At 72.1% G+C, this 18,272-nt stretch carries 25 protein-coding genes and 1 pseudogene; 24 read left to right on the top strand and 2 right to left on the bottom strand.

Annotated features, from left to right (window positions below):
- The first annotated feature begins 103 nt into the window (after positions 1-103).
- The 6 genes and pseudogenes from AB0N31_RS10200 to AB0N31_RS10225 all read left to right on the top strand — a co-directional run bounded on the left by AB0N31_RS10200 (position 104) and on the right by AB0N31_RS10225 (position 7,863).
- Positions 104-1,690, top strand: coding sequence for a PucR family transcriptional regulator ligand-binding domain-containing protein (locus AB0N31_RS10200; RefSeq protein WP_366057948.1), 1,587 nt, complete (start codon positions 104-106; stop codon positions 1,688-1,690).
- Positions 1,691-1,845: 155 nt separating this feature from the next.
- Positions 1,846-2,688 (top strand): nitrilase-related carbon-nitrogen hydrolase, encoded by an 843-nt coding sequence (locus AB0N31_RS10205; RefSeq protein ID WP_366057949.1) that lies wholly within the window; start codon positions 1,846-1,848, stop codon positions 2,686-2,688.
- A 94-nt stretch (positions 2,689-2,782) separates the two neighbouring features.
- Complete coding sequence (hydA, locus tag AB0N31_RS10210) at positions 2,783-4,186, top strand: dihydropyrimidinase (protein WP_366057950.1); 1,404 nt, start codon at positions 2,783-2,785, stop codon at positions 4,184-4,186.
- A 10-nt stretch (positions 4,187-4,196) separates the two neighbouring features.
- Positions 4,197-5,216: a TIGR03842 family LLM class F420-dependent oxidoreductase gene (locus AB0N31_RS10215; RefSeq protein ID WP_366057951.1), complete on the top strand. Its 1,020-nt coding sequence runs from the start codon at positions 4,197-4,199 to the stop codon at positions 5,214-5,216.
- Between the two features lie 171 nt (positions 5,217-5,387).
- Positions 5,388-6,323: pseudogene (locus tag AB0N31_RS10220) on the top strand (cytosine permease); the annotation flags it as partial.
- Positions 6,324-6,363: 40 nt separating this feature from the next.
- Positions 6,364-7,863: a recombinase family protein gene (locus AB0N31_RS10225; protein ID WP_366057952.1), complete on the top strand. Its 1,500-nt coding sequence runs from the start codon at positions 6,364-6,366 to the stop codon at positions 7,861-7,863.
- Here AB0N31_RS10225 and AB0N31_RS10230 read toward each other — a convergent pair.
- On the bottom strand, positions 7,843-8,193 hold the full coding sequence (locus tag AB0N31_RS10230; protein WP_366057953.1) for a hypothetical protein: 351 nt from the start codon (positions 8,191-8,193) through the stop codon (positions 7,843-7,845). The two genes, AB0N31_RS10225 and AB0N31_RS10230, sit on opposite strands and share 21 nt — an antisense overlap.
- A 110-nt stretch (positions 8,194-8,303) precedes the next feature.
- Positions 8,304-8,774, bottom strand: a complete 471-nt coding sequence (locus AB0N31_RS10235) for a hypothetical protein (protein WP_366057954.1) — start codon at positions 8,772-8,774, stop codon at positions 8,304-8,306.
- Between the two features lie 171 nt (positions 8,775-8,945).
- On the opposite strand from AB0N31_RS10235, the gene AB0N31_RS10240 reads away from it, so the two are divergent.
- The 18 genes from AB0N31_RS10240 to AB0N31_RS10325 all read left to right on the top strand — a co-directional run bounded on the left by AB0N31_RS10240 (position 8,946) and on the right by AB0N31_RS10325 (position 18,233).
- Complete coding sequence (locus AB0N31_RS10240; RefSeq protein WP_366057955.1) at positions 8,946-9,188, top strand: helix-turn-helix domain-containing protein; 243 nt, start codon at positions 8,946-8,948, stop codon at positions 9,186-9,188.
- Complete coding sequence (locus tag AB0N31_RS10245) at positions 9,185-9,358, top strand: hypothetical protein (protein WP_366057957.1); 174 nt, start codon at positions 9,185-9,187, stop codon at positions 9,356-9,358. Before AB0N31_RS10240 ends, AB0N31_RS10245 begins: the two co-directional genes overlap by 4 nt.
- 86 nt (positions 9,359-9,444) lie before the next feature.
- Positions 9,445-10,434, top strand: coding sequence for a hypothetical protein (locus tag AB0N31_RS10250; RefSeq protein ID WP_366057958.1), 990 nt, complete (start codon positions 9,445-9,447; stop codon positions 10,432-10,434).
- Complete coding sequence (locus AB0N31_RS10255; protein ID WP_366057959.1) at positions 10,431-11,087, top strand: hypothetical protein; 657 nt, start codon at positions 10,431-10,433, stop codon at positions 11,085-11,087. The genes AB0N31_RS10250 and AB0N31_RS10255 overlap by 4 nt, the downstream gene beginning before the upstream one ends.
- Positions 11,084-11,605, top strand: coding sequence for a hypothetical protein (locus AB0N31_RS10260; RefSeq protein ID WP_366057960.1), 522 nt, complete (start codon positions 11,084-11,086; stop codon positions 11,603-11,605). The genes AB0N31_RS10255 and AB0N31_RS10260 overlap by 4 nt, the downstream gene beginning before the upstream one ends.
- Positions 11,602-11,829 carry a hypothetical protein gene (locus AB0N31_RS10265; protein WP_366057961.1) on the top strand — a complete coding sequence of 76 codons (228 nt, stop codon included), beginning with the start codon at positions 11,602-11,604 and terminating at the stop codon, positions 11,827-11,829. The genes AB0N31_RS10260 and AB0N31_RS10265 overlap by 4 nt, the downstream gene beginning before the upstream one ends.
- Entirely contained in the window at positions 11,829-12,026 is a 198-nt protein-coding gene (locus AB0N31_RS10270) for a hypothetical protein (protein ID WP_366057963.1), read from the top strand. The genes AB0N31_RS10265 and AB0N31_RS10270 overlap by 1 nt, the downstream gene beginning before the upstream one ends.
- Before the next feature lie 82 nt (positions 12,027-12,108).
- Complete coding sequence (locus AB0N31_RS10275) at positions 12,109-12,705, top strand: hypothetical protein (RefSeq protein ID WP_366057964.1); 597 nt, start codon at positions 12,109-12,111, stop codon at positions 12,703-12,705.
- On the top strand, positions 12,702-13,298 hold the full coding sequence (locus AB0N31_RS10280) for an HTH domain-containing protein (protein WP_366057965.1): 597 nt from the start codon (positions 12,702-12,704) through the stop codon (positions 13,296-13,298). The genes AB0N31_RS10275 and AB0N31_RS10280 overlap by 4 nt, the downstream gene beginning before the upstream one ends.
- A 163-nt stretch (positions 13,299-13,461) precedes the next feature.
- A complete protein-coding gene (locus tag AB0N31_RS10285; protein ID WP_366057966.1) occupies positions 13,462-13,686 on the top strand; it encodes a hypothetical protein in 225 nt (74 codons plus the stop codon).
- Positions 13,683-14,081, top strand: coding sequence for a hypothetical protein (locus tag AB0N31_RS10290; protein WP_366057967.1), 399 nt, complete (start codon positions 13,683-13,685; stop codon positions 14,079-14,081). Before AB0N31_RS10285 ends, AB0N31_RS10290 begins: the two co-directional genes overlap by 4 nt.
- Positions 14,078-14,320 (top strand): hypothetical protein, encoded by a 243-nt coding sequence (locus AB0N31_RS10295; RefSeq protein WP_366057968.1) that lies wholly within the window; start codon positions 14,078-14,080, stop codon positions 14,318-14,320. Before AB0N31_RS10290 ends, AB0N31_RS10295 begins: the two co-directional genes overlap by 4 nt.
- Before the next feature lie 6 nt (positions 14,321-14,326).
- Positions 14,327-15,859, top strand: a complete 1,533-nt coding sequence (locus tag AB0N31_RS10300; RefSeq protein WP_366057969.1) for a hypothetical protein — start codon at positions 14,327-14,329, stop codon at positions 15,857-15,859.
- Between the two features lie 19 nt (positions 15,860-15,878).
- Positions 15,879-16,217 (top strand): hypothetical protein, encoded by a 339-nt coding sequence (locus tag AB0N31_RS10305; protein WP_366057970.1) that lies wholly within the window; start codon positions 15,879-15,881, stop codon positions 16,215-16,217.
- Positions 16,214-16,837 carry a hypothetical protein gene (locus AB0N31_RS10310; RefSeq protein WP_366057971.1) on the top strand — a complete coding sequence of 208 codons (624 nt, stop codon included), beginning with the start codon at positions 16,214-16,216 and terminating at the stop codon, positions 16,835-16,837. The genes AB0N31_RS10305 and AB0N31_RS10310 overlap by 4 nt, the downstream gene beginning before the upstream one ends.
- Entirely contained in the window at positions 16,834-17,055 is a 222-nt protein-coding gene (locus tag AB0N31_RS10315) for a hypothetical protein (RefSeq protein ID WP_366057972.1), read from the top strand. The genes AB0N31_RS10310 and AB0N31_RS10315 overlap by 4 nt, the downstream gene beginning before the upstream one ends.
- Positions 17,052-17,405, top strand: a complete 354-nt coding sequence (locus AB0N31_RS10320) for a hypothetical protein (protein ID WP_366057973.1) — start codon at positions 17,052-17,054, stop codon at positions 17,403-17,405. The genes AB0N31_RS10315 and AB0N31_RS10320 overlap by 4 nt, the downstream gene beginning before the upstream one ends.
- Positions 17,406-17,471: 66 nt before the next feature.
- Positions 17,472-18,233 carry a hypothetical protein gene (locus AB0N31_RS10325; protein WP_366057974.1) on the top strand — a complete coding sequence of 254 codons (762 nt, stop codon included), beginning with the start codon at positions 17,472-17,474 and terminating at the stop codon, positions 18,231-18,233.
- Positions 18,234-18,272 lie beyond the last annotated feature (39 nt).

Here is an 18,272-nt window from a genome sequence, read left to right on the forward strand (position 1 = left end):
GCCCGAGCGGTCGCACCGCAGTGTCCGAGCGCACCCGGCAGTGCCTGACGCACCAGCACCGCCCGAGCGCACACAGCGGCGCCTGAGCCAAGGGAACCACGCCATGACCACCACCATCCGGGAGCACCCGGGGCCCGTCGAGCCCCTGGAACCCGCCCTGTCGGTCCGTCAGGTCCTCGCGCTGGAACGCGTGCTGGCCGGGGAGCCCGAGGTGGTGGCCGGCGCGGCCCAGCTCGACCGGCCCGTGCGCTGGGTGCACGTCGCCGAGGCCGCCGACGTCGGCGTGATGCTCAGCGGCGGCGAGATGGTCCTCACCACCGGCGTGCTGCTCGCCGGTGACGAGAACGCGCAGGCCGAGTACATCCGCTCGCTGCACCGGGCGGAGGCCGCCGCCGTCGTCCTCGGTCTCGGGCGGGCCTTCCCCGCCGCGCCGGACATGATGCGGCGCGCCGCCGAACGGTGCGGACTGCCCATGGTCGTCCTGCACCGGCCCTTCCCCTTCGCGGAACTCACCGAGGAGGTCCAGGCGCGCCTGCTGCGGCGCAAGTTCGCCGCCGTCAGCCTCTCCGAGGCCGTACGCACCGCGCTCACCGGACTCATCACCGCCGGTGCGCCGCTGCAGCACCTGCTCGACGAGATCGCCCACCACACCGGCTGTCCCGTCGTCGTCACCAACCTCGCCCACCGGGTCCTCGCCACCGCGGGGGAGCGGTCCGCGGTCGACGACGTGCTGCGCGACTGGGAACGCATCGCCCGGCAGGCCGGCGGCACCGAGGGCGACGGCTGGATCCGCGCCGAACTGGGCGGACGCGGCGAACGCTGGGGACAGATCATGCTCTGCGGCTACCGCGGCGACACCGTCGGCGGGCGGCTGCTCGCCGACCGGGCCGCCGAGGCCCTCGTCCTGCACCGCATGCTCGGCGGCACCTCCGCCCACTCCTGGGAGGAGCAGTCCGCGCAGGGCCTCCTCACCGACCTGGTCTCCGGCGTCGTGGCGGCCCGCCACCTGCTGCCCCGGGCGCGGGCCGCCGGACTGCCGGTCAACCGGCGCACCTTCGTCCCCCTGGTCGTCCGCGACGGCGACCGCGCCTCACTCGAGCGGCTGCTGCGCCTGCTGGGCATGGCCGGACTGGTCGCCGAACTCGCCGACGGCGCCACCGCCGTCCTGCTCAGCCTGGCCCGGGACCAGGACGCCGAGGCGCTCACCGCGCACTTCGCGGCCCGGCTGCGCACCGAGTGCGGGGAGAGCGGCACCGTCGTGGCCGCCGCGGCCCCCCGCACCGCCTGGGACGACGTACCCGCCGGGCTGCGCGAGGCCCGGCACGTCGCCGACGCCGTCGCCGACTCCTCCGCCGTCCTCGACCTGCCGGCCGTCGTCCGCCTCAAGGACGTCCATCTGCGTGGCCTGATAAGGCTGTTGCGGGACGACCCGCACGTGCAGGCCTTCGCCGAACGGGAACTGGACGGGCTGCTGTGCGCGACCGGCGACGATCTGCTCGCCGTCCTGCGCACCTACCTCGCCACCGGCCGCAACAAGTCCCGCACCGCCCAGCTCCACCACGTGTCACGGCCCGCGCTGTACCGGCGGCTGGAGGCGGTCCAGGCACGGCTCGGCGTGGACCTCGACGACTTCGAGCAGGCCGCGTCGGTGCACATCGCCCTCCTCGCGCACGACGCGCAACAACAGTGAAACATGCGACGACCTGGGAAAACGGTGGTGAAACATGTGTCGGCGAGGTCGTGACACCGTGGCACGCCGGATGCCCCCGGACGTGACACGGTGCACCTCAAAGCCTGCTTCCGGACTTCCTAGGCTCCTCGCACACCGAGCGACCGGAGGTCCCGATGAGCAGAGTGGTCCGAGCCGCCGTCTTCCAGACCGCGTGGACCGGCGACAAGGAGTCGATGATCCGGGTGCACGAGCAGGCGGTGCGCGACGCGGCCGCCCAGGGTGCCCGAGTCCTGTGTTTCCAGGAGCTGTTCTACGGGCCGTACTTCTGTCAGGTCCAGGACCCGGCGTTCTACGAGTACGCCGAGCGGATCCCCGACGGGCCGATCGTCGAGCGGTTCCGGGCCCTCGCCCGCGAGCACGGCATCGTCCTGGTGCTGCCGATGTACGAGGAGGAGCAGCCCGGCGTCCTCTACAACACCGCCGCGGTGATCGACGCCGACGGCTCGTACCTCGGCAAGTACCGCAAGCACCACATCCCGCAGGTGAAGGGCTTCTGGGAGAAGTTCTACTTCCGTCCCGGCAACGTCGGCTGGCCGGTCTTCGACACCGCCGTGGGCAGGATCGGCGTGTACATCTGCTACGACCGCCACTTCCCCGAGGGCTGGCGCGCCCTGGGCCTGGCGGGCGCCGAGATCGTCTTCAACCCGTCCGCCACCTCGCGCGGCCTGTCCGCCTACCTGTGGCAGCTGGAGCAGCCGGCGGCGGCCGTGGCCAACGAGTACTTCGTCGGCGCGATCAACCGGGTCGGCGTCGAGGAGCTGGGCGACAACGACTTCTACGGGACCTCGTACTTCGTGGACCCGGAGGCGCAGTTCGTCGGCGAGGTGGCGAGCGACAAGGAGAGCGAACTCGTCGTCCGCGACCTGGACATGGCCAAGCTGCGCGAGGTCCGCGACCGCTGGCAGTTCTACCGGGACCGCCGTCCCGACGCCTACCCGCCGCTGACCGCTCCGTAGCCGGCCGAGACCGCCGCCGGTCCGGCGCACGGGGCCGGGCCGGCGGCGGTCCCCCCGGCACGACGCAAGTGTTGAACACGGCAGGAGAGGGAGCATGAGCAGCCGAACCGTCATCCGGGGTGGCCTCGTCATCACCGCGTCCGACGAGATCCACGCCGACGTCCTGATCGAGGACGGCCGTATCGCCGCCCTCGCCGCCTCCGGTACCCCGGCCGCCCGGGCCTGGTCCGCCGAACACGTCATCGACGCCACCGGGAAGTACGTCATCCCGGGCGGGGTCGACGCCCACACCCACATGGAGCTGCCGTTCGGCGGCACCTTCGCCTCCGACACCTTCGAGACCGGCACCCGCGCGGCCGCCTGGGGCGGCACCACGACGATCGTCGACTTCGCCGTGCAGAGCGTCGGACACACTCTGCGCGCGGGCCTGGACGCCTGGCACGCCAAGGCCGAGGGCAACTGCGCGATCGACTACGCCTTCCACATGATCGTCTCCGACGTGAACCAGGAGACGCTCAAGGAGATGGACCTGCTGGTGGAGGAGGGCGTGACCTCCTTCAAGCAGTTCATGGCGTATCCGGGCGTCTTCTACAGCGACGACGGCCAGATCCTGCGCGCCATGCAGCGCTCCGCCGAGAACGGCGGCCTGATCATGATGCACGCGGAGAACGGCATCGCCATCGACGTCCTGGTCGAGCAGGCCCTCGCCCGCGGCGAGACCGACCCCCGCCACCACGGCGAGGTGCGCAAGGCGCTGCTGGAGGCCGAGGCGACCCACCGCGCCATCAAACTCGCGCAGGTCGCCGGCGCCCCCCTCTACGTGGTGCACGTGTCGGCGATGGAAGCGGTCGCGGAACTGGCCCGGGCGCGCGACGAGGGGCTGAACGTCTTCGGCGAGACCTGCCCGCAGTACCTGTTCCTGTCCACCGACAACCTCGCCGAGCCCGGCTTCGAGGGCTCCAAGTACGTGTGCAGCACGCCCCTGCGCCCCAGGGAACACCAGGCCAAGCTGTGGCAGGGACTGCGCACCAACGACCTCCAGGTGGTGTCGACGGACCACTGCCCCTTCTGCTTCGTGGGCCAGAAGGAGCTGGGCCGGGGCGACTTCTCCAAGATCCCCAACGGTCTTCCGGGCGTCGAGAACCGCATGGACCTGCTCCACCAGGCCGTCGTCGACGGACACATCTCGCGCCGCCGCTGGATCGAGATCGCCTGCGCCACCCCGGCGCGCATGTTCGGCATGTACCCGAAGAAGGGCACCATCGCCCCGGGCGCCGACGCGGACGTCGTGATCTACGACCCGCACGCGGAGCAGACCGTCTCCGCCGAGACCCACCACATGAACGTCGACTACTCGGCGTACGAGGGCAAGCGGATCACCGGCCGCGTCGAGACGGTCCTCTCGCGGGGGGAGCCCGTCATCACCGAGCGGGAGTACACCGGTCGCGCCGGTCACGGCGCCTACATCCCGCGCTCCACCTGTCAGTACCTCACCTAGGAGTGGTGCCATGGACTTCGGACTCGTCCTGCAGACCGACCCGCCCGCCTCGAAGGTCATCAGCCTGATGCAGCGGGCCGAGCGCAACGGCTTCACCCACGGGTGGACCTTCGACTCGGCCGTGCTCTGGCAGGAGCCGTTCGTGATCTACAGTCAGATCCTGGCCAACACCAGCAGGTTGACGGTCGGTCCGATGGTCACCAACCCGGGCACCCGCACCTGGGAGGTCACCGCCTCCACCTTCGCCACCCTCAACGACATGTTCGGCAACCGCACGGTGTGCGGCATCGGCCGCGGCGACTCCGCGATGCGCGTCGCGGGCCGCAAGCCCAACACCCTCGCCCGCATCAGCGGGGCCATGAAGGTCATCCGCGCCCTCGGCCGCGGCGACGAGGCCGACCTCGGCGGCACGGTGATCAGGTTCCCGTGGATCAGGCCCGGCGCCGAACTCCCCGTCTGGATGGCCGCGTACGGTCCCAAGGCGCTGAAGATGACCGGCGAGGAGGCCGACGGCTTCATCCTCCAGCTCGCCGACCTGTACCTCACCGAGTACATGGTCAAGACGGTGAAGGACGCCGCCGTCGCCGCCGGCCGCGACCCCGCCGAGGTGAAGATCTGCGTCGCCGCCCCGGCGTACGTCACCGAGGACGACTCGCCCCAGGCGCTCGCCCACGCCCGCGAGCAGTGCCGCTGGTTCGGCGGGATGGTCGGCAACCACGTCGCCGACCTGGTCTCCAAGTACGGCGAGCACTCCGCCGCCGTACCCGACGAACTCACCGAGTACATCAGGGCACGGGAGGGCTACGACTACGCGCACCACGGCCGCGCCGACAACCCCGACACCCGGTTCGTGCCCGACGAGATCGTCGACCGCTTCTGCATCGTCGGCCCGGTGGACAAGCACGTCGAGAAGCTGAACGCGCTGCGCGAGCTGGGCGTCGACCAGTTCGCCGTCTACGACATGCACGACGCGCAGGAGGCCACCATCGACGCCTACGGCTCCCGCGTGATCCCCGCCGTCAACGGCTGACCCGCCGCCAACGGCTGAACGGACGCCGGACCGGTCGCCGGCTCGCCGACTCCCCTCAGAACTCCCCCTTCCCGCCGTCCAGGGGAGGGGGCCCAGGGCGCCTTCCCGCGCACCCCCCTCGGTACCGCCCGCACGGCCTCTCCCGTCCCACCTCGTTCGATTGGCCTGCCCATGACCGACACCGCTCCCACGGCCATACCGCCGACCTCCCAAGTCACCCTCGCCGACGGCCGGGTGGAGATCGCCCCCGGTTCGCCGCCGCCCAGCGGCCCCTACGCCAACGAGGACCTGTTGCCGGTCCCCGTCGAGAAGCGCACCTGGACCACGTACAACTTCTCCGCGCTGTGGATCGGCATGGCCCACAACACGGCCTCGTGGACCCTCGCCTCCGGTCTGATCGCCGTCGGCATGGACTGGAAACAGGCGGTGCTCACCATCGCCCTCGCCAACCTGATCGTGCTGGTGCCGATGCTGCTCACCGGGCACGCGGGACCGAAGTACGGCATCCCCTTCCCGGTCTTCGCCCGCGCCTCCTTCGGCATCCGCGGCGCCAACCTCCCCGCCGTCGTACGGGCGTTGGTGGCGTGCGGCTGGTTCGGCATCCAGACCTGGATCGGCGGCGAGGCGATCTACTTCCTGGCCGGAAAACTGATCGGCAACGGCTGGAGCGAGGCCGGGGCGTTCGGCGGCCACCCCTGGACGATGTGGCTGTCGTTCGCGATCTTCTGGGCGCTCCAGGTCGCGATCATCTACCGGGGCATGGAGACGATCCGCCGCTTCGAGAACTGGGCCGCGCCCTTCGTCCTCGTCGGCGCGCTCGTGATGCTGGTCCGGATGAGCGACAAGGCCGGCGGTTTCGGCCCGCTGCTCGACCAGCCGTCGAAGCTGGGCTGGGGCGGCGACTTCTGGAAGCTCTTCTGGCCGTCCCTCATGGGCATGATCGGCTTCTGGTCGACGCTGTCGCTGAACATCCCCGACTTCACGCGCTACGGGAAGTCGCAGAAGGCGCAGACCTGGGGGCAGGCCCTCGGCCTGCCCACCACCATGACCCTCTTCGCCCTGCTGTCGGTGCTGGTCACCTCCGGTTCGCAGGCCGTCTACGGAGAATCAGCTTCATAGAGGACCCAGACTCTGGTAGACCGTACGCATGTGGGATGTGCGAGGGCTGAGGGCCCGGGAGTACCGGCGGCTGTCCGACCGTAAGGGCGGCCGGTCCATCGAGGATCAGGGGCGGGACAACCGGCTCGCCGCCGACGACCAGGAGTGGACGCTCGGGGAGCCGTACATCGACGACGGCCGCAGCGCGAGCCGGTACGCGCGGCGCCGGCGCGACGACTTCGATCGCCTGGTGGCCGACCTCCAGACCGGCCCGACCGGCAGGCAGAGCGCGTTCGGCGCGGACGTCCTGATGCTCTGGGAGTCCAGCCGCGGCAGCCGCAAGGTGGGCGAGTGGGTTGCCTTCATCGAGCTGTGCGAGCAGCAGGCCGTCCGTATCTGGGTCACCACCCACGAGCGGCTCTACGACCCCGCCAACGGCCGCGACCGCAAGGCGCTCATCGACGACGCGGTGGACTCCGAGTACGAGTCGTACAAGACACACCGGCGCCTGGTGCGCACCGCGCCGGCGGACGCCGAGCGGGGCCGCCCGTACGGGAAGGCGCCGTATGGACTGCGGCCCGTCTACGACCAGAAGAACGGGCGACTCCTCACGTGGGAGGCGGACCCGGCGCGCGCCTACGTCGTCCAGGAGCTGTTCAGGATCCTGGAGGCAGGGCACACCCTGGCGGCCGCCGAGCGGGAGTTCCTCGGCCGCGGCCACCTCAACGCGAGCGGCCGGCCGTTCCAGCGGGAGCAGCTGCGGGCCATGGCGCTGCGCCATGCGTACGCGGGCCTGCGCTACTACAAGGGCACGGTCTATCAGGGCATCTGGAACGGCATCGTGCCCGAGCCGCAGTTCTGGAACGTGCACGGCATGCTCACCGCGTCCGGCCGTGGGACCTCCCCCGGCGGGGAGCTGTTGCACGCCGTCACGGCCGCACTGACGTGCGGCCGCTGCTGGACGCTCCTGGGGCCCCGGTATGAGGAAGGCCGGCCGGACGTCTACCGGTGCGCGAAGTGCGGCGGGTCCAAGATCCAGAAGGACCCGGTGGACGACTTGCTGATCGGGACGGCAGAGGAGCCCGGGGTGATGCTCGCCTACCTCGCCCGCCCCGACATCTACGAGGTGCTGAGCGCGCCCGCCGGCACTGACACCACCGTCCGCCAGGTGCAGGCGGACCTGGCCCGCGCCCGGGCGGAGCGCGACGAGCTGAGAGCGGCGACCGGCGAGACGCTCGCCGAGGTCCGGCTGCTGGCGGCCTCGCTGGCCAAGAAGGAGCAGCAGGTCTTGGAACTGGAAGCCAGGGAGCGCGCGCTGCTGCTGCCGTCGGTGGTGCAGAGCATCGTGCAGCCCGGTAGGGACGTGGGGGAGTCCTGGGCCGCCGCTCCGTTGAAGGCGCAGCGGATGCTGGTCCGGTTGATCTGCAGGCCCGGCTATCTCGGCCGGCCCTGCGTCATACCCAGCACGCATGCCGGCCGCAATCAGCCGCCTGTCACCACCCGGATCGAGTGGCGGCATGAGATCCCGTCATCTGCGCTGGAAGCGTGATCTGCGCCGGACCGGAGTCGGGCGGCTGGACCGCTGAGGTCTGCTGCTGGCGGTCGACGGAGCCGCGGCCGGCCGTATGAGCAGCCGGAGATGGGCCTTCGCGTACACCTCGACCGATGCGTCCGCGCCCGACTCTTCGCTGTCTACGTCCGGCGGCCAGTCACGCCGGTACGACTCCACACCGGCCACGATCGCCTGCACTGCAGTATCGATCCTGCGCTGCCGCTCGGCCCTTCGCTCGACATCCCTCGCATTGACGACGAGCACCGCGGCGATACCGAGCAGGGCGCCGCCCGCGAGGGCTGCAACGAGCTGGCCGAAATTAGACATGTGCGACTCCCCCAGTCCATGTATGTGGCATATGCAGTGACTGGGGACCACTGTCTGTAAGACGAGTGTCACTCTGGTAGAAACTGAAACGGTTCGTGACCTTACCGTTACTATCCAGTGCGGTCATTTCGGTCATTACCCCCGCTATCACCCTTACGTGACCGGTGGGTAACCTCGATATTCAGCCGCACCCGCTGCCATACCTCGTCAGCCTCTTCGCGTGACAGCTTCATCTCCCGGACGGTTGCCGCAAGAAGGCGTTCGGCCAGCTCCAACTCCTGCCCGAGCGAGGGCCCTTGAGGGGGTGATTCAGCGTCGGGGGCTGGCGGGGCCGGCGCCTCCAGCAGTGTCGGCTCGCCGCCGTCGAGGACTGAGGCGATGCTGCCCCGACCCCATTCCAGGGCCCTCTCCAGCTTGAGGTATGTAGAGCCGCGCGCCTTCATGCCCTTGCGGATCTTGCCGAGCGTCTCGTCGGAGATCTCCGCGCGTCGGCAGACCTCTGCGTACTCCAGGGCCAGTGCCGCGATCCGGCGTTCGATGTACTGCGCGAGCCGGACTCTGGGCTCAGGGGCAGCTGTCATGGGCCGAGAGTACATGGGCACTCCAATGCATTCCAATGTTGTCGAATGTGGCCCTGCGCTGCGGGTCTGCTGCCTCGCGGAGCGCTGAGTAACTCCAATGTCACCCAATCACTGTCCAAGTTACTCCACGGTAAGGATTGAGAAATCCAATAAGTGGAGTACCTTGGAGTCATGTTGAGCCGGAAGATATCCGGGGCCAAGCTCCGGCGTGCTCGCGAGGATCGGTGCCTGAAGGTATCCGAGGTCGCGGAAGTCGCCGGATGCTCGCGCTGGAACATCTACAAGATCGAGCAGGGCGAAACCCAGCCTTCCCCGCAGGTGTACGCGGCCCTGAAGACCGTTCTGCAGGTCGCGGACGAGGACCTCGTCGACGAGATCCCCGCCGGAGCCAGCGCTCCCAGGAGCGCGGGGTGACCGCGGAGGAACGGCAGGCCTACGTCCGCCGGATCGCCAACGCTGCGCCTCCGCTGTCCCGCGAGGACGCCGACCTGGTACGCGCGCTCATGCCGCTGCAGTCGCGCCTCGCCGCAGAGCGCGCGGTCGTCCACGGCCGGCCGCAGCCGGTGCACCGCCACGCCGCCTGACCCCCAGACATCAGTACGGGGCCGCGCCCGGCTCGACCCCGGAACGCGACCCCTCGGCACATCCACACACCACAGGAGTGGAAACCGTGACCACAGCATCTCAGACCCCCGGAGCACTGCCCCCGGAGACGCCGCCCGCGCGGCCGCCGCTGCCGCTCAGCGAGGCACTCGCCGCCCCGACGCCGAACCCGGAGGTGCCCCACCGCCTCCGTGCGCCGTTCCCCGAGCCGGCCATGCCCGAGTGCTGCATGTGCAGCACGGGCCCGCAGGCCGGCCCCCTGTCCCCGGACCCGCGCGGCCGCCGGTACGAGTCCGGTGCCCAGGTCCTGTACTGCAAGGCGTGCCTGCCTCCGCCTCTGCCGGTGCAGGCCGCCGAGGGCGTCATCGCTGCGGCGATGAAGGCCGGTGCGGTGACGTCCCGTGAGATCGCGCAGGCCGAGCACGAGGCCGGGATCCTCTTCGACGCGCAGGCCGCCGCCGACATCGCGGCCGCCGCGTACGAGCAGGCCCAGGCCGAGGACGAAGCCGAGCTCGTCGAGCGCGGCCGTCAGCTCGCCCGCATGGCCGGCGACCACCGCAAGCTCACCGCGGTGCTGCGTCTCATCGAGGGCCGCCCGGGCACCGACCTGCTGACCGTCGCGCAGATCGCGGTGGCCGCCGAGTACGGCACCACCGCCCTGGACTCCTTCCCGATGACGCTGGCCTGGAACGGCAGCGTGGACATTCCCGGGCCCGGCGACACGCACAAGAAGGCCGTCATCGGGTGCACGTCGTCCTACGGCGGCCGCGCGGACCTGGTCGTCGAGGGCGACGCCCGGATCCGGCTCGCGTCCCTCGTCGACGCCGAGGTCCGCGACGTCCACGCGCCGTGCCCCACCGATGGCTGCGGCACGGTCGAGACTCCGCGCTTCGGTACGGCCCTGTCGGGCTGGGTGCGCATCGAGGTCGCTGGCACCGAGGACACGGCGCCGCGCTGGTACTGCTCGCCGATGTGCGTGTCCGACGCGCTGGCCCGCGCCGGCGAGCAGCTGGCCGCCGCCGACGACCAGGCCGCGGCCGCCGGCGGTGAACTGTGAACTCGGCCCTCGACACCTACCTCGGCTGGGAGCAGCCGCAGCACCGCACGGGCTGCAAGCGCCCGTCGTGGGAGATCGGCCTCCGCCGTGAGGAGAACGCCTACCGCCGCACCTGGCACGGCGACCCGCCGCTCACGCACTCCTGCCCCCAGGAGGAGTGCGGGCACGGCAACAGCTACGAGCAGACGATGGTCCGGATCGTGTGCCGCTCGTGCGGCGCCGCGCAGGTGATCACCGGCGAGGCCACCGTGGACACCGGCACCACGATGACCAGCACGAAGACGCTCGGCTACGGCCTGCCGCCGCGCCAGGCGGCCGGCCTGCTGCTGTGGCCCGGTCAGCCGTGGCTCGACTTCGGGCGCGCCGTCGACGACGAGCCGCACGACTTCGTCGTCACCCGCACCGGCACCAAGGAAGTCACGAAAGACACCGTCGTCGGGCAGATCAGCCAGGGCCGCGGGAAGCTCGGCGGCATCCTCTGGACGGCGCTCGCCGTGCCCGACCCGCAGGGGCCGTACGGCTACGGGCAGCACGTGCGGTGGGCGCACGCCAGCGACGGCCGTGGCCGCGGTGGTTCGCCCCTGCGTACCGTCGCGGCGGCCGCGAGGTGGATCGGCGCCCGCCTCGCCGAGCAGACGGGCGGTGCGAAGTGAGCGCCGCGGGCCAGGCCGCCGTGGCGGACGTGTCCGGGAAGAGCACCCACGACAGCGCGCTGTCCGTGGACGACGCCACCCGCGCCACCCTGCCGCAGCTGCCCTACGCCGACGCCGTGCATGGCGCGCTCGCGGAACTCGTGCTGCTGCCGGACACGGTGGAGACCGGCATGCGGATCGAGGGCGACAGCCGCCGCCGTGAGCTGTTCTTACGGCTGGAGTGGCTGCCCGGCCACGACGACCTGGTGCAGCCCGAGGCCTGCGCGTCCGGGATGACGGTGCAGTGGTCGCACCTGGCCGGCTGGTCCGTGGCCGCCGCGGGCGACCTGGTCGTCCTCGACGTCGACGAGCTGGCCGACCCGGCCATGGTCGCAGAGGCCGCAATGCACGCCGCCCTGTGCGGCCTGCGCTGCGCCTGCGAGCGGGCCCCCGGCCAGGACGCCCGATGGGACCAGGCTGTCTACCTCGACATCGCCCTCGTCGCCTACGACGAGCGCACGAACGGGGTGACCGGATGATCTGGCTCATCGTCCTCGCCGCGGTCCTGGCCGCGTTCGTCGTCCTCGCCGCCGACGACACCCGGTGGAGACGACGGCGCCTGCCGCCGGTGACCCAGCGCCCGCCGCGCGTGCCGTACCTGCCCGAGACCACCACCGGTCCGTGGCATGCCCAGTTCCACCTGACCCGCGGCCGACGCGTCCGCCAGGCCCGCGCCCGCTACCGCTACCCACAGGAGCCCTGATGGCCCGCACCGGCATCGTGACCGCCGCCGCGATCGACCTCCTCTCCGCTGCTCTGTCCCGCGAGTTCCGGCTGGAGCAGGACGAGCTGCGCCGCATCGCCGAGCGCCAGGCCGCCGACCTCGCCCGCGCCGGCTTCCGCGTCACGGTCCCGGTGGAGGCCCTCCCGACCACTCGGCGCCGCACCCGCGGCGCCTGACCACCCGAGACCGCCGGGCGGGCGGGACGTGCCCTGACGACCGTCCCGCCCGCCCGGCCACCACCTCAGCGAAGGACACCCCATGCGCCGCACCGAGGCATTGCAGATCATCACCCGCGTCCTGAAGAAGCCGGTCGACGACGTCGTCACGGCCGACATGATCAGTGGCTACCCCGCCGCCTACTTCGACCCCCAGGTCACCGAGCGCCCCCAGCCGTGGGCCATCCAGGTCGACGTGCTCGCCATGCGCATCGCCGCCCAGCTCCCGCTGAGCGACGACGTGGACCAAAGCCCGCTCGCCCAGGCCGAGGACGCCAAGCGTCGCCGTGACCTCGGCGGCGAGATCGACGCCCTCATGAAGGCGGGCAACGCGCTGGAGTCCGCGCCCTGGTACCCGGCCCGGCCCGGGGACCTGGTCCACGTCCACTACCCGGCCGCCGGCGACTTCCCCGCCTTCGGCGAGACGTACATCGTCGGCGACGCCGGCGACGGCCTGCTGTCCCTGCAGCCGCTCGCCCACACGCTGCCCGACACCGTCGAGCACGCCGCGGGCATGGTCGGCTGCTTCGCCACCGAGGCGGCCGACGAGCCGCTCTACGAGCTCTGGTTCGAGGCGGGCCCGCACCTGCTGACCATCGTCCGCGACGGCCGCCCCGTCCACACCGGAGGCACCCGGTGAGCCCGGCGTCCGCGCGCGCATTGCGCCGCCGCCGGGTGGCCGAACTGCGGGCCGCCGAGCCCGACCTGAGCCTGCGCCAGATGGCCGACCGGCTGGGCATCTCACGCGACACCGTGACCCGCGACCTGGAGGAGATCGACCGCGCGGCGGCCGATTCTGCGCCACCGACCGACGAGCCCGTACGGCCGGTGGACGATTCTGCGCCGCAGGCCAGCGCCGGTGACAGCCCCGTATCGGTCACCCCGGCGGCCGAGGACGCGCCACCGGCCGAACCGGTCCAGGCCGCCGGCCCCGACCGACCGGCCGAGACTGCGCCGACCGCTCTGCCCCGGCGCACTCCGGCCGAGGAAGTGGTGATCGACCTCGGCCAGTGGCCGAGCCTGCGCCGGGACCTGGCCGTGCTCGCATCGGCCGGCCTGAGCCACCAGGAGGCGATCGCCCAGGCGGTGAACGTGCTGGCGGCCGGCTACCGGCAGGGCATCACCCGGCAGCGCATCCAGCCGGGCCCGTTCGTCGTGCGGGACGTGATCGTCGGCCCACTGCTGCCCGACCAGTTCCGGCCGCGCAAGCCCACCGTGCCCGAGAGGGCCTGAGACCGGTCCGGCCGCCCCACCGTTCACCCCGCGGCGGAGGGCGGCCGGACCACCCCACCAATTCGAACACATAACCGAATCGAGGACCTGTGTACCGGACCTGGCTGCTCGTATCGACGCTCATGCTCGCCGCGGTCCTCGACGCCGCCGGCCAGCTGCCGACGTGACCCACTGGCCGCCCGCGCTCGCCTTCTTCGGCCTGCACGTCGACGGCGGCCACTGGCACAACGACCGCCGCATCTGGCTGCGGCTGCCCGTCGCCCGCTTCACCTGTCGCCACGGCTGCGAGTACACCGCGGTCGGCGCGGCTGACGTCGCCCACCTCACCCAGACCATCACCGCCACCCACGCCCGGACCTGCCCCGGGCCGTCAGAAGGAACCGCATGAACACGAGAACCGCACCCACCCCGGCCGTCCTCGCCCCGCCCCGCGGCTACGACCGCGACCGCTGGGTCAGCGCCGTCCTGGCGAGCAACCTGCAGCGCAACCAGCGCCACCTCGCGCTCATCCTGGCCCACCGCGCCGGCCCGTCGGGGGAGCTGCCCGCGGGCGGTAAGCACCAGGAGGCCGGACACCTCGCCGGCGACATGCACCTCGACCCCAAGCGCGTCCGCCTGGTCCTGACCGAGCTGGAGCTGGCGGGCTGGATCCGCCGGCCGGACATCCACACCTGGAGCCCCGGCTACATGGTCCGACCGATCACCCTCGTCTTCCCCGTGGTCGCAGACGCGCCCTGTGCCGACCGCACCGAGCCAGCCCATACCGGCGAGCCCGCCTCATGACCGACAGCCACCAGGCGCCGGGGCAGTTACCGCTGCTGCCCGCCGACCCGCCCCGCTGGGGCGGCCCGGCCGCCGTCACCGCGGACCCCATCGCCACCTCCGGCCGCACCGAGTACACGGTGCGCTGCGACGGCGAAGGAGGCTGCGGCCAGCGCCACCGCCACACCGCCCCGGGCATCCGCACCGCCCCCTGCGGGGCCACCTACACCGTCCCCGAGTCCGACGACGACACCAGCTAGGACACCGTGACCCGCCAGCCCGCGCGCTCCGCCGAGCCCCGCCACTCCCGTGGCGGGGCCGGTGGTGCTGCGGGTGCGGACGCGGAGCCCTGGTACGGGCAGAAGGTCAAGGTTCCCAGGCGCGTGTGGGGGAGCGGCCGTTACAGCCCCGGGGCCGTGGCCTGGCACGCGCAGATCACCGCTCTGCAGAAGCGCCCGGAGCGCTGCCGTGCGTCCGTCGCGCGGCTCGCCGGGTGGATGGGCGACAGCAAGCGGACCGGCGAGCGCTACCTGGCCGAGCTGCACGCTCCAGGCCCGGACGGTGTTCCCGAGCTGACCACGATCCGGCACACCGACTCGGCCGGCGATGGCGAGACCGCCGAGCGCTGGACCCGTTCCCTCGCCCGTGACGAGCACTTCGCGTACGTCCCGGTCCTCGCCGCGAAGACGCTGCGCCACCGCCTGTTCGTCCTGTACTGCGCCCTCGCCTACGCCGTCGCGACCCGCACCCCGGCCACCGCCGTCGACCTCGCCGGCGTCCTCGGCGTCACCGAGATGACCGCCCGCCGCATGACCACCGAACTCGAGGGCCTCGGCTGGATCACCGTCCACCGCCGCGCCGGCGCCCACGGCCGCCACGACTACGAGGTCCACGACGGCCCCCTGCACGCCGTACCCGCGCCCGCGGCCGTGTCGTCAGATGGCGGATCGGGAGCGAGCGCAGGTGGCGGATCCCTCGCGACTAAGGAAGACGCTGTACTGACAGACCAGAGAAACAACCCGCCCACCGCCGTCTTGGGTATCCGCCGTAGGCGACCTACAGCAACCAGCGCGTGCGAACGCGACCTGGTCGTGGACACGTTCGGACGGCGCACCGGCCTCGACCTCACCGCTGCCGCCTGGAAGACCGTCCACGCAGTCCTGGCCCCCGTACGACACGAACTCCCCAGGCTGACCGGCTGGGAGTGGGAACGGGCCGTCCACGAGGTCCTGCGCCACCTCGGCGACGGACAGCACCCCGACCGCCTCCGAGACCGACTCCAGCGCCGCTACCCCCAGATGCGCTCCGCAGGTACCCCCGACGACGGCCGCCCCGCTGTGCGCTCTTTCGCCCGCTGGCTCATCGGAGCCGCCCTCGTCCGCCGCGGCTGCGCCGACCCGCGCTGCGAGACCGGCGTCATCTGGTCAGCCGACCCCGACGACCACCAGGCCGGCACCGACTGCCAGACGTGCGCCTACGCCCGGGAAGCAGCCACCGCCCACAGACAGCTCCTGCGGGAGATCGAGGAGAGCGAACGCCGCGTTGCCGCCCGACGCGCCCAGAAGCGACCCCACACGCCCCCACAGGCACCTCCGGCACCCGAGCCTGCCCCGGGCTCCCCTCACGCCCCACAAGCGCCCCCGCACGCCCCCACCGGCCCCGTAGGCCCACCACCCGGCACCGGCGGATGGCGCGCCCTCGTCGCCCGCGAACGCCCCCACGCCGCCGCCCAGGCCTACCAACATCGCTGGACCGGCGACCACGCCGAACACATCCGCCCCGCCCGCGACACCGCCTGACCAGAACGGACCCGATGCCATGTCCACCCCGATACCCCGCCCGGCTCCCACCACCGGCTACGGAACCTGCGACGACTGCGGAGCCCGCGTCCTGTGGTGCCTCACCGAGGCCAACCGCCGCCGCATCCCCATCGACCCGCCCGAGGACCCCACCGGCAACCAGGCCGTCCGCGTCGACGCCGACGGCACCTACTGGGCTCGCCAGCTCTCCCGCAGCCGCCCCCACGTCGAGCTGCGCGAGGTCCTGCGCCGCCCCCACATCGCCAGCTGCCGCATCGCCCGCGCCCGGGCCGCCGCCCGCCGCCGCACCCCCCACCGAGCCACCCACGGCGTACGGCCCGTCAGGTGGCAGCGATGAAGATCCGCGACGACGTCGCCCGCATGCTCCGCGCCGGCACCCCCTACCGGAAGATCAAGGCCGAGCTGCACGTCAGCCACGCCACCATCGTGGCGACCCGGAAGGCCCTGCGGATCGACCTCGTACGCCCGGCCCCGCTCACCCAGCTCGCCGGAGACGAACTCCGCGCCGCCATCGAGGAGCGCTACCCCCAAGTCGCCGCCATGCTCCGCGCCGGCGCCACCCTCCAGGAGATCTCCGACGTCACAGGCGTCTCACCGCCCACCAGCGTCAAGGTCCGCCGCATCCTCGGCATCCCCACCCCCCAGCGCGGCATGCAGGCCCGCAGCATCGGCCAGACCATCGACCGCTACCTCGAGCACCACGGCGACGGACACGCCCGCTGGACCGGCCCCTTCGCCAACGGGCAGCCGCAGCTGTGGGCCAACGGTCGCTGCTACGCCGCACGCCGCGAGATCTTCCGCAGCCACCACGGCCGCACCCCCGAAGGCACCGTCCGCACCACCTGCACCCAACCCGGCTGCATTGCCGGCGCCCACCTCGCCGACCGCATCCACCGACAGGCCGAACAACAGCTCGACGCCCAGTACGCCGCGATCTTCGGACCGGAGGCACCGTGACGCCCAACCAGGTATTCGCCGTCGCCATGCTCGGAGGCCTCGCTGCCGTCATCGGCCTGGTTGCCGTCGCCGCCCTCGCCGCCGGCCTCTACACCGCCGTCGACCGCCTGCTCGACAAGCAGCAGCAACGGCGCGAAGAGCAGCAGCATCGCGAGGCCATCGCCGTCTGCCGCGCCATCGAGGCCCTGCCCACCCACGACCCCAGGAAGCCCAGATGAACGACTGCCAGCCCGGCACCTTCTGCCCCGACCAGCCCTTCGACATCGCCCTCCTGGTCCTCATCGGTGCGGCCGCACTCGCCTTCACCCTCGCCGCTATCGCCCTCATCGCGCTCACCGCCATCATCACCGCGGCCGCCAAGGCCCTACGCCGCCGCCTCACCCACACCACGGCGGCCGCCGAGGACCTGGAACCCGTACCACCCGCCCACCTCGCCGTCATCGCCGCCGCCCTCGACGACTGGTGGCTCATCACCGACCCGCACGTCGAGTTCAACGGCGCCGACATAGCCCCCCGCGTCGAGATGTACCTCCTCAGCAGCGGCTACCGCGTCACCCCCAACCCCTGACCCCTCGCGCGCGCGTACGCGCCTGCGATCGCACGCGCGCAATCGCAGGCGCGCGAGGAACCACCCTTGCCCACCACCACGCACCACCGGAGACGCTCCACCATGACCGCCTGCGCGATCTGCCCCCGCACAGCCCCCGACGGGCAGTACGCGTGCGCCCGCTGCGCCGATGACCTCCGCGGGTGGCTCGCCGAGCTCCCCGGGCAGGCACGCCTCCTGGGCGCCGAGTTCCTCACCCCCGGCCAAGCGCCCACCCGCGGCCGCCTCGGCGGGACCGGCCGCGCCCACGCCCCGCTCCCCGTCGACCTGCGAGTGCTCACCCTGCTCGGCCCCGGCCGCTACGACCCCACCGGCCCCGACGACGACGGCACCGCACCCATCGCCGCCATCCTGGCCGCCTGGGCCGGCCACATCGCCTACCTGTACCCCGCCGCCGGCCGCGACGCCCACGGCACCGCCCACGTCCGCCCCTGCGAACAGGCCGTCCCCCACCAGGGCCCCACCATCACCGGATGGTGCACCTGGCTCACCGCCTACCTGCCCTACACCCTGACCCAACCCGTCGTCGCCGGCCTGCACGACGCCCTCGGCGAACTCGTGCACCGCATCCGCGGCCTCACCCACGCCACCCCCCACCGCCACCCCAAGGCCGCCCCCTGCCCCGAATGCGACGCCTTCGCCCTCGTCGCCGTCGACGGCCAGTGGGGCATCACCTGCACCGCCTGCGGCCACCACCTCGAACCCCTCGCCTACGACGCCCACGCCGCCGCCTACTACACCGCCCACCAGAGCACCGAACCCGCCCCGCTGGACAAGATCGCCACTTAGCGTCAACATGGCGCCAGCAGCACACGTCTGCCCATAACT

This window comes from Streptomyces sp. NPDC051051, assembly GCF_040682975.1.
Lineage (GTDB): Bacteria > Actinomycetota > Actinomycetes > Streptomycetales > Streptomycetaceae > Streptomyces.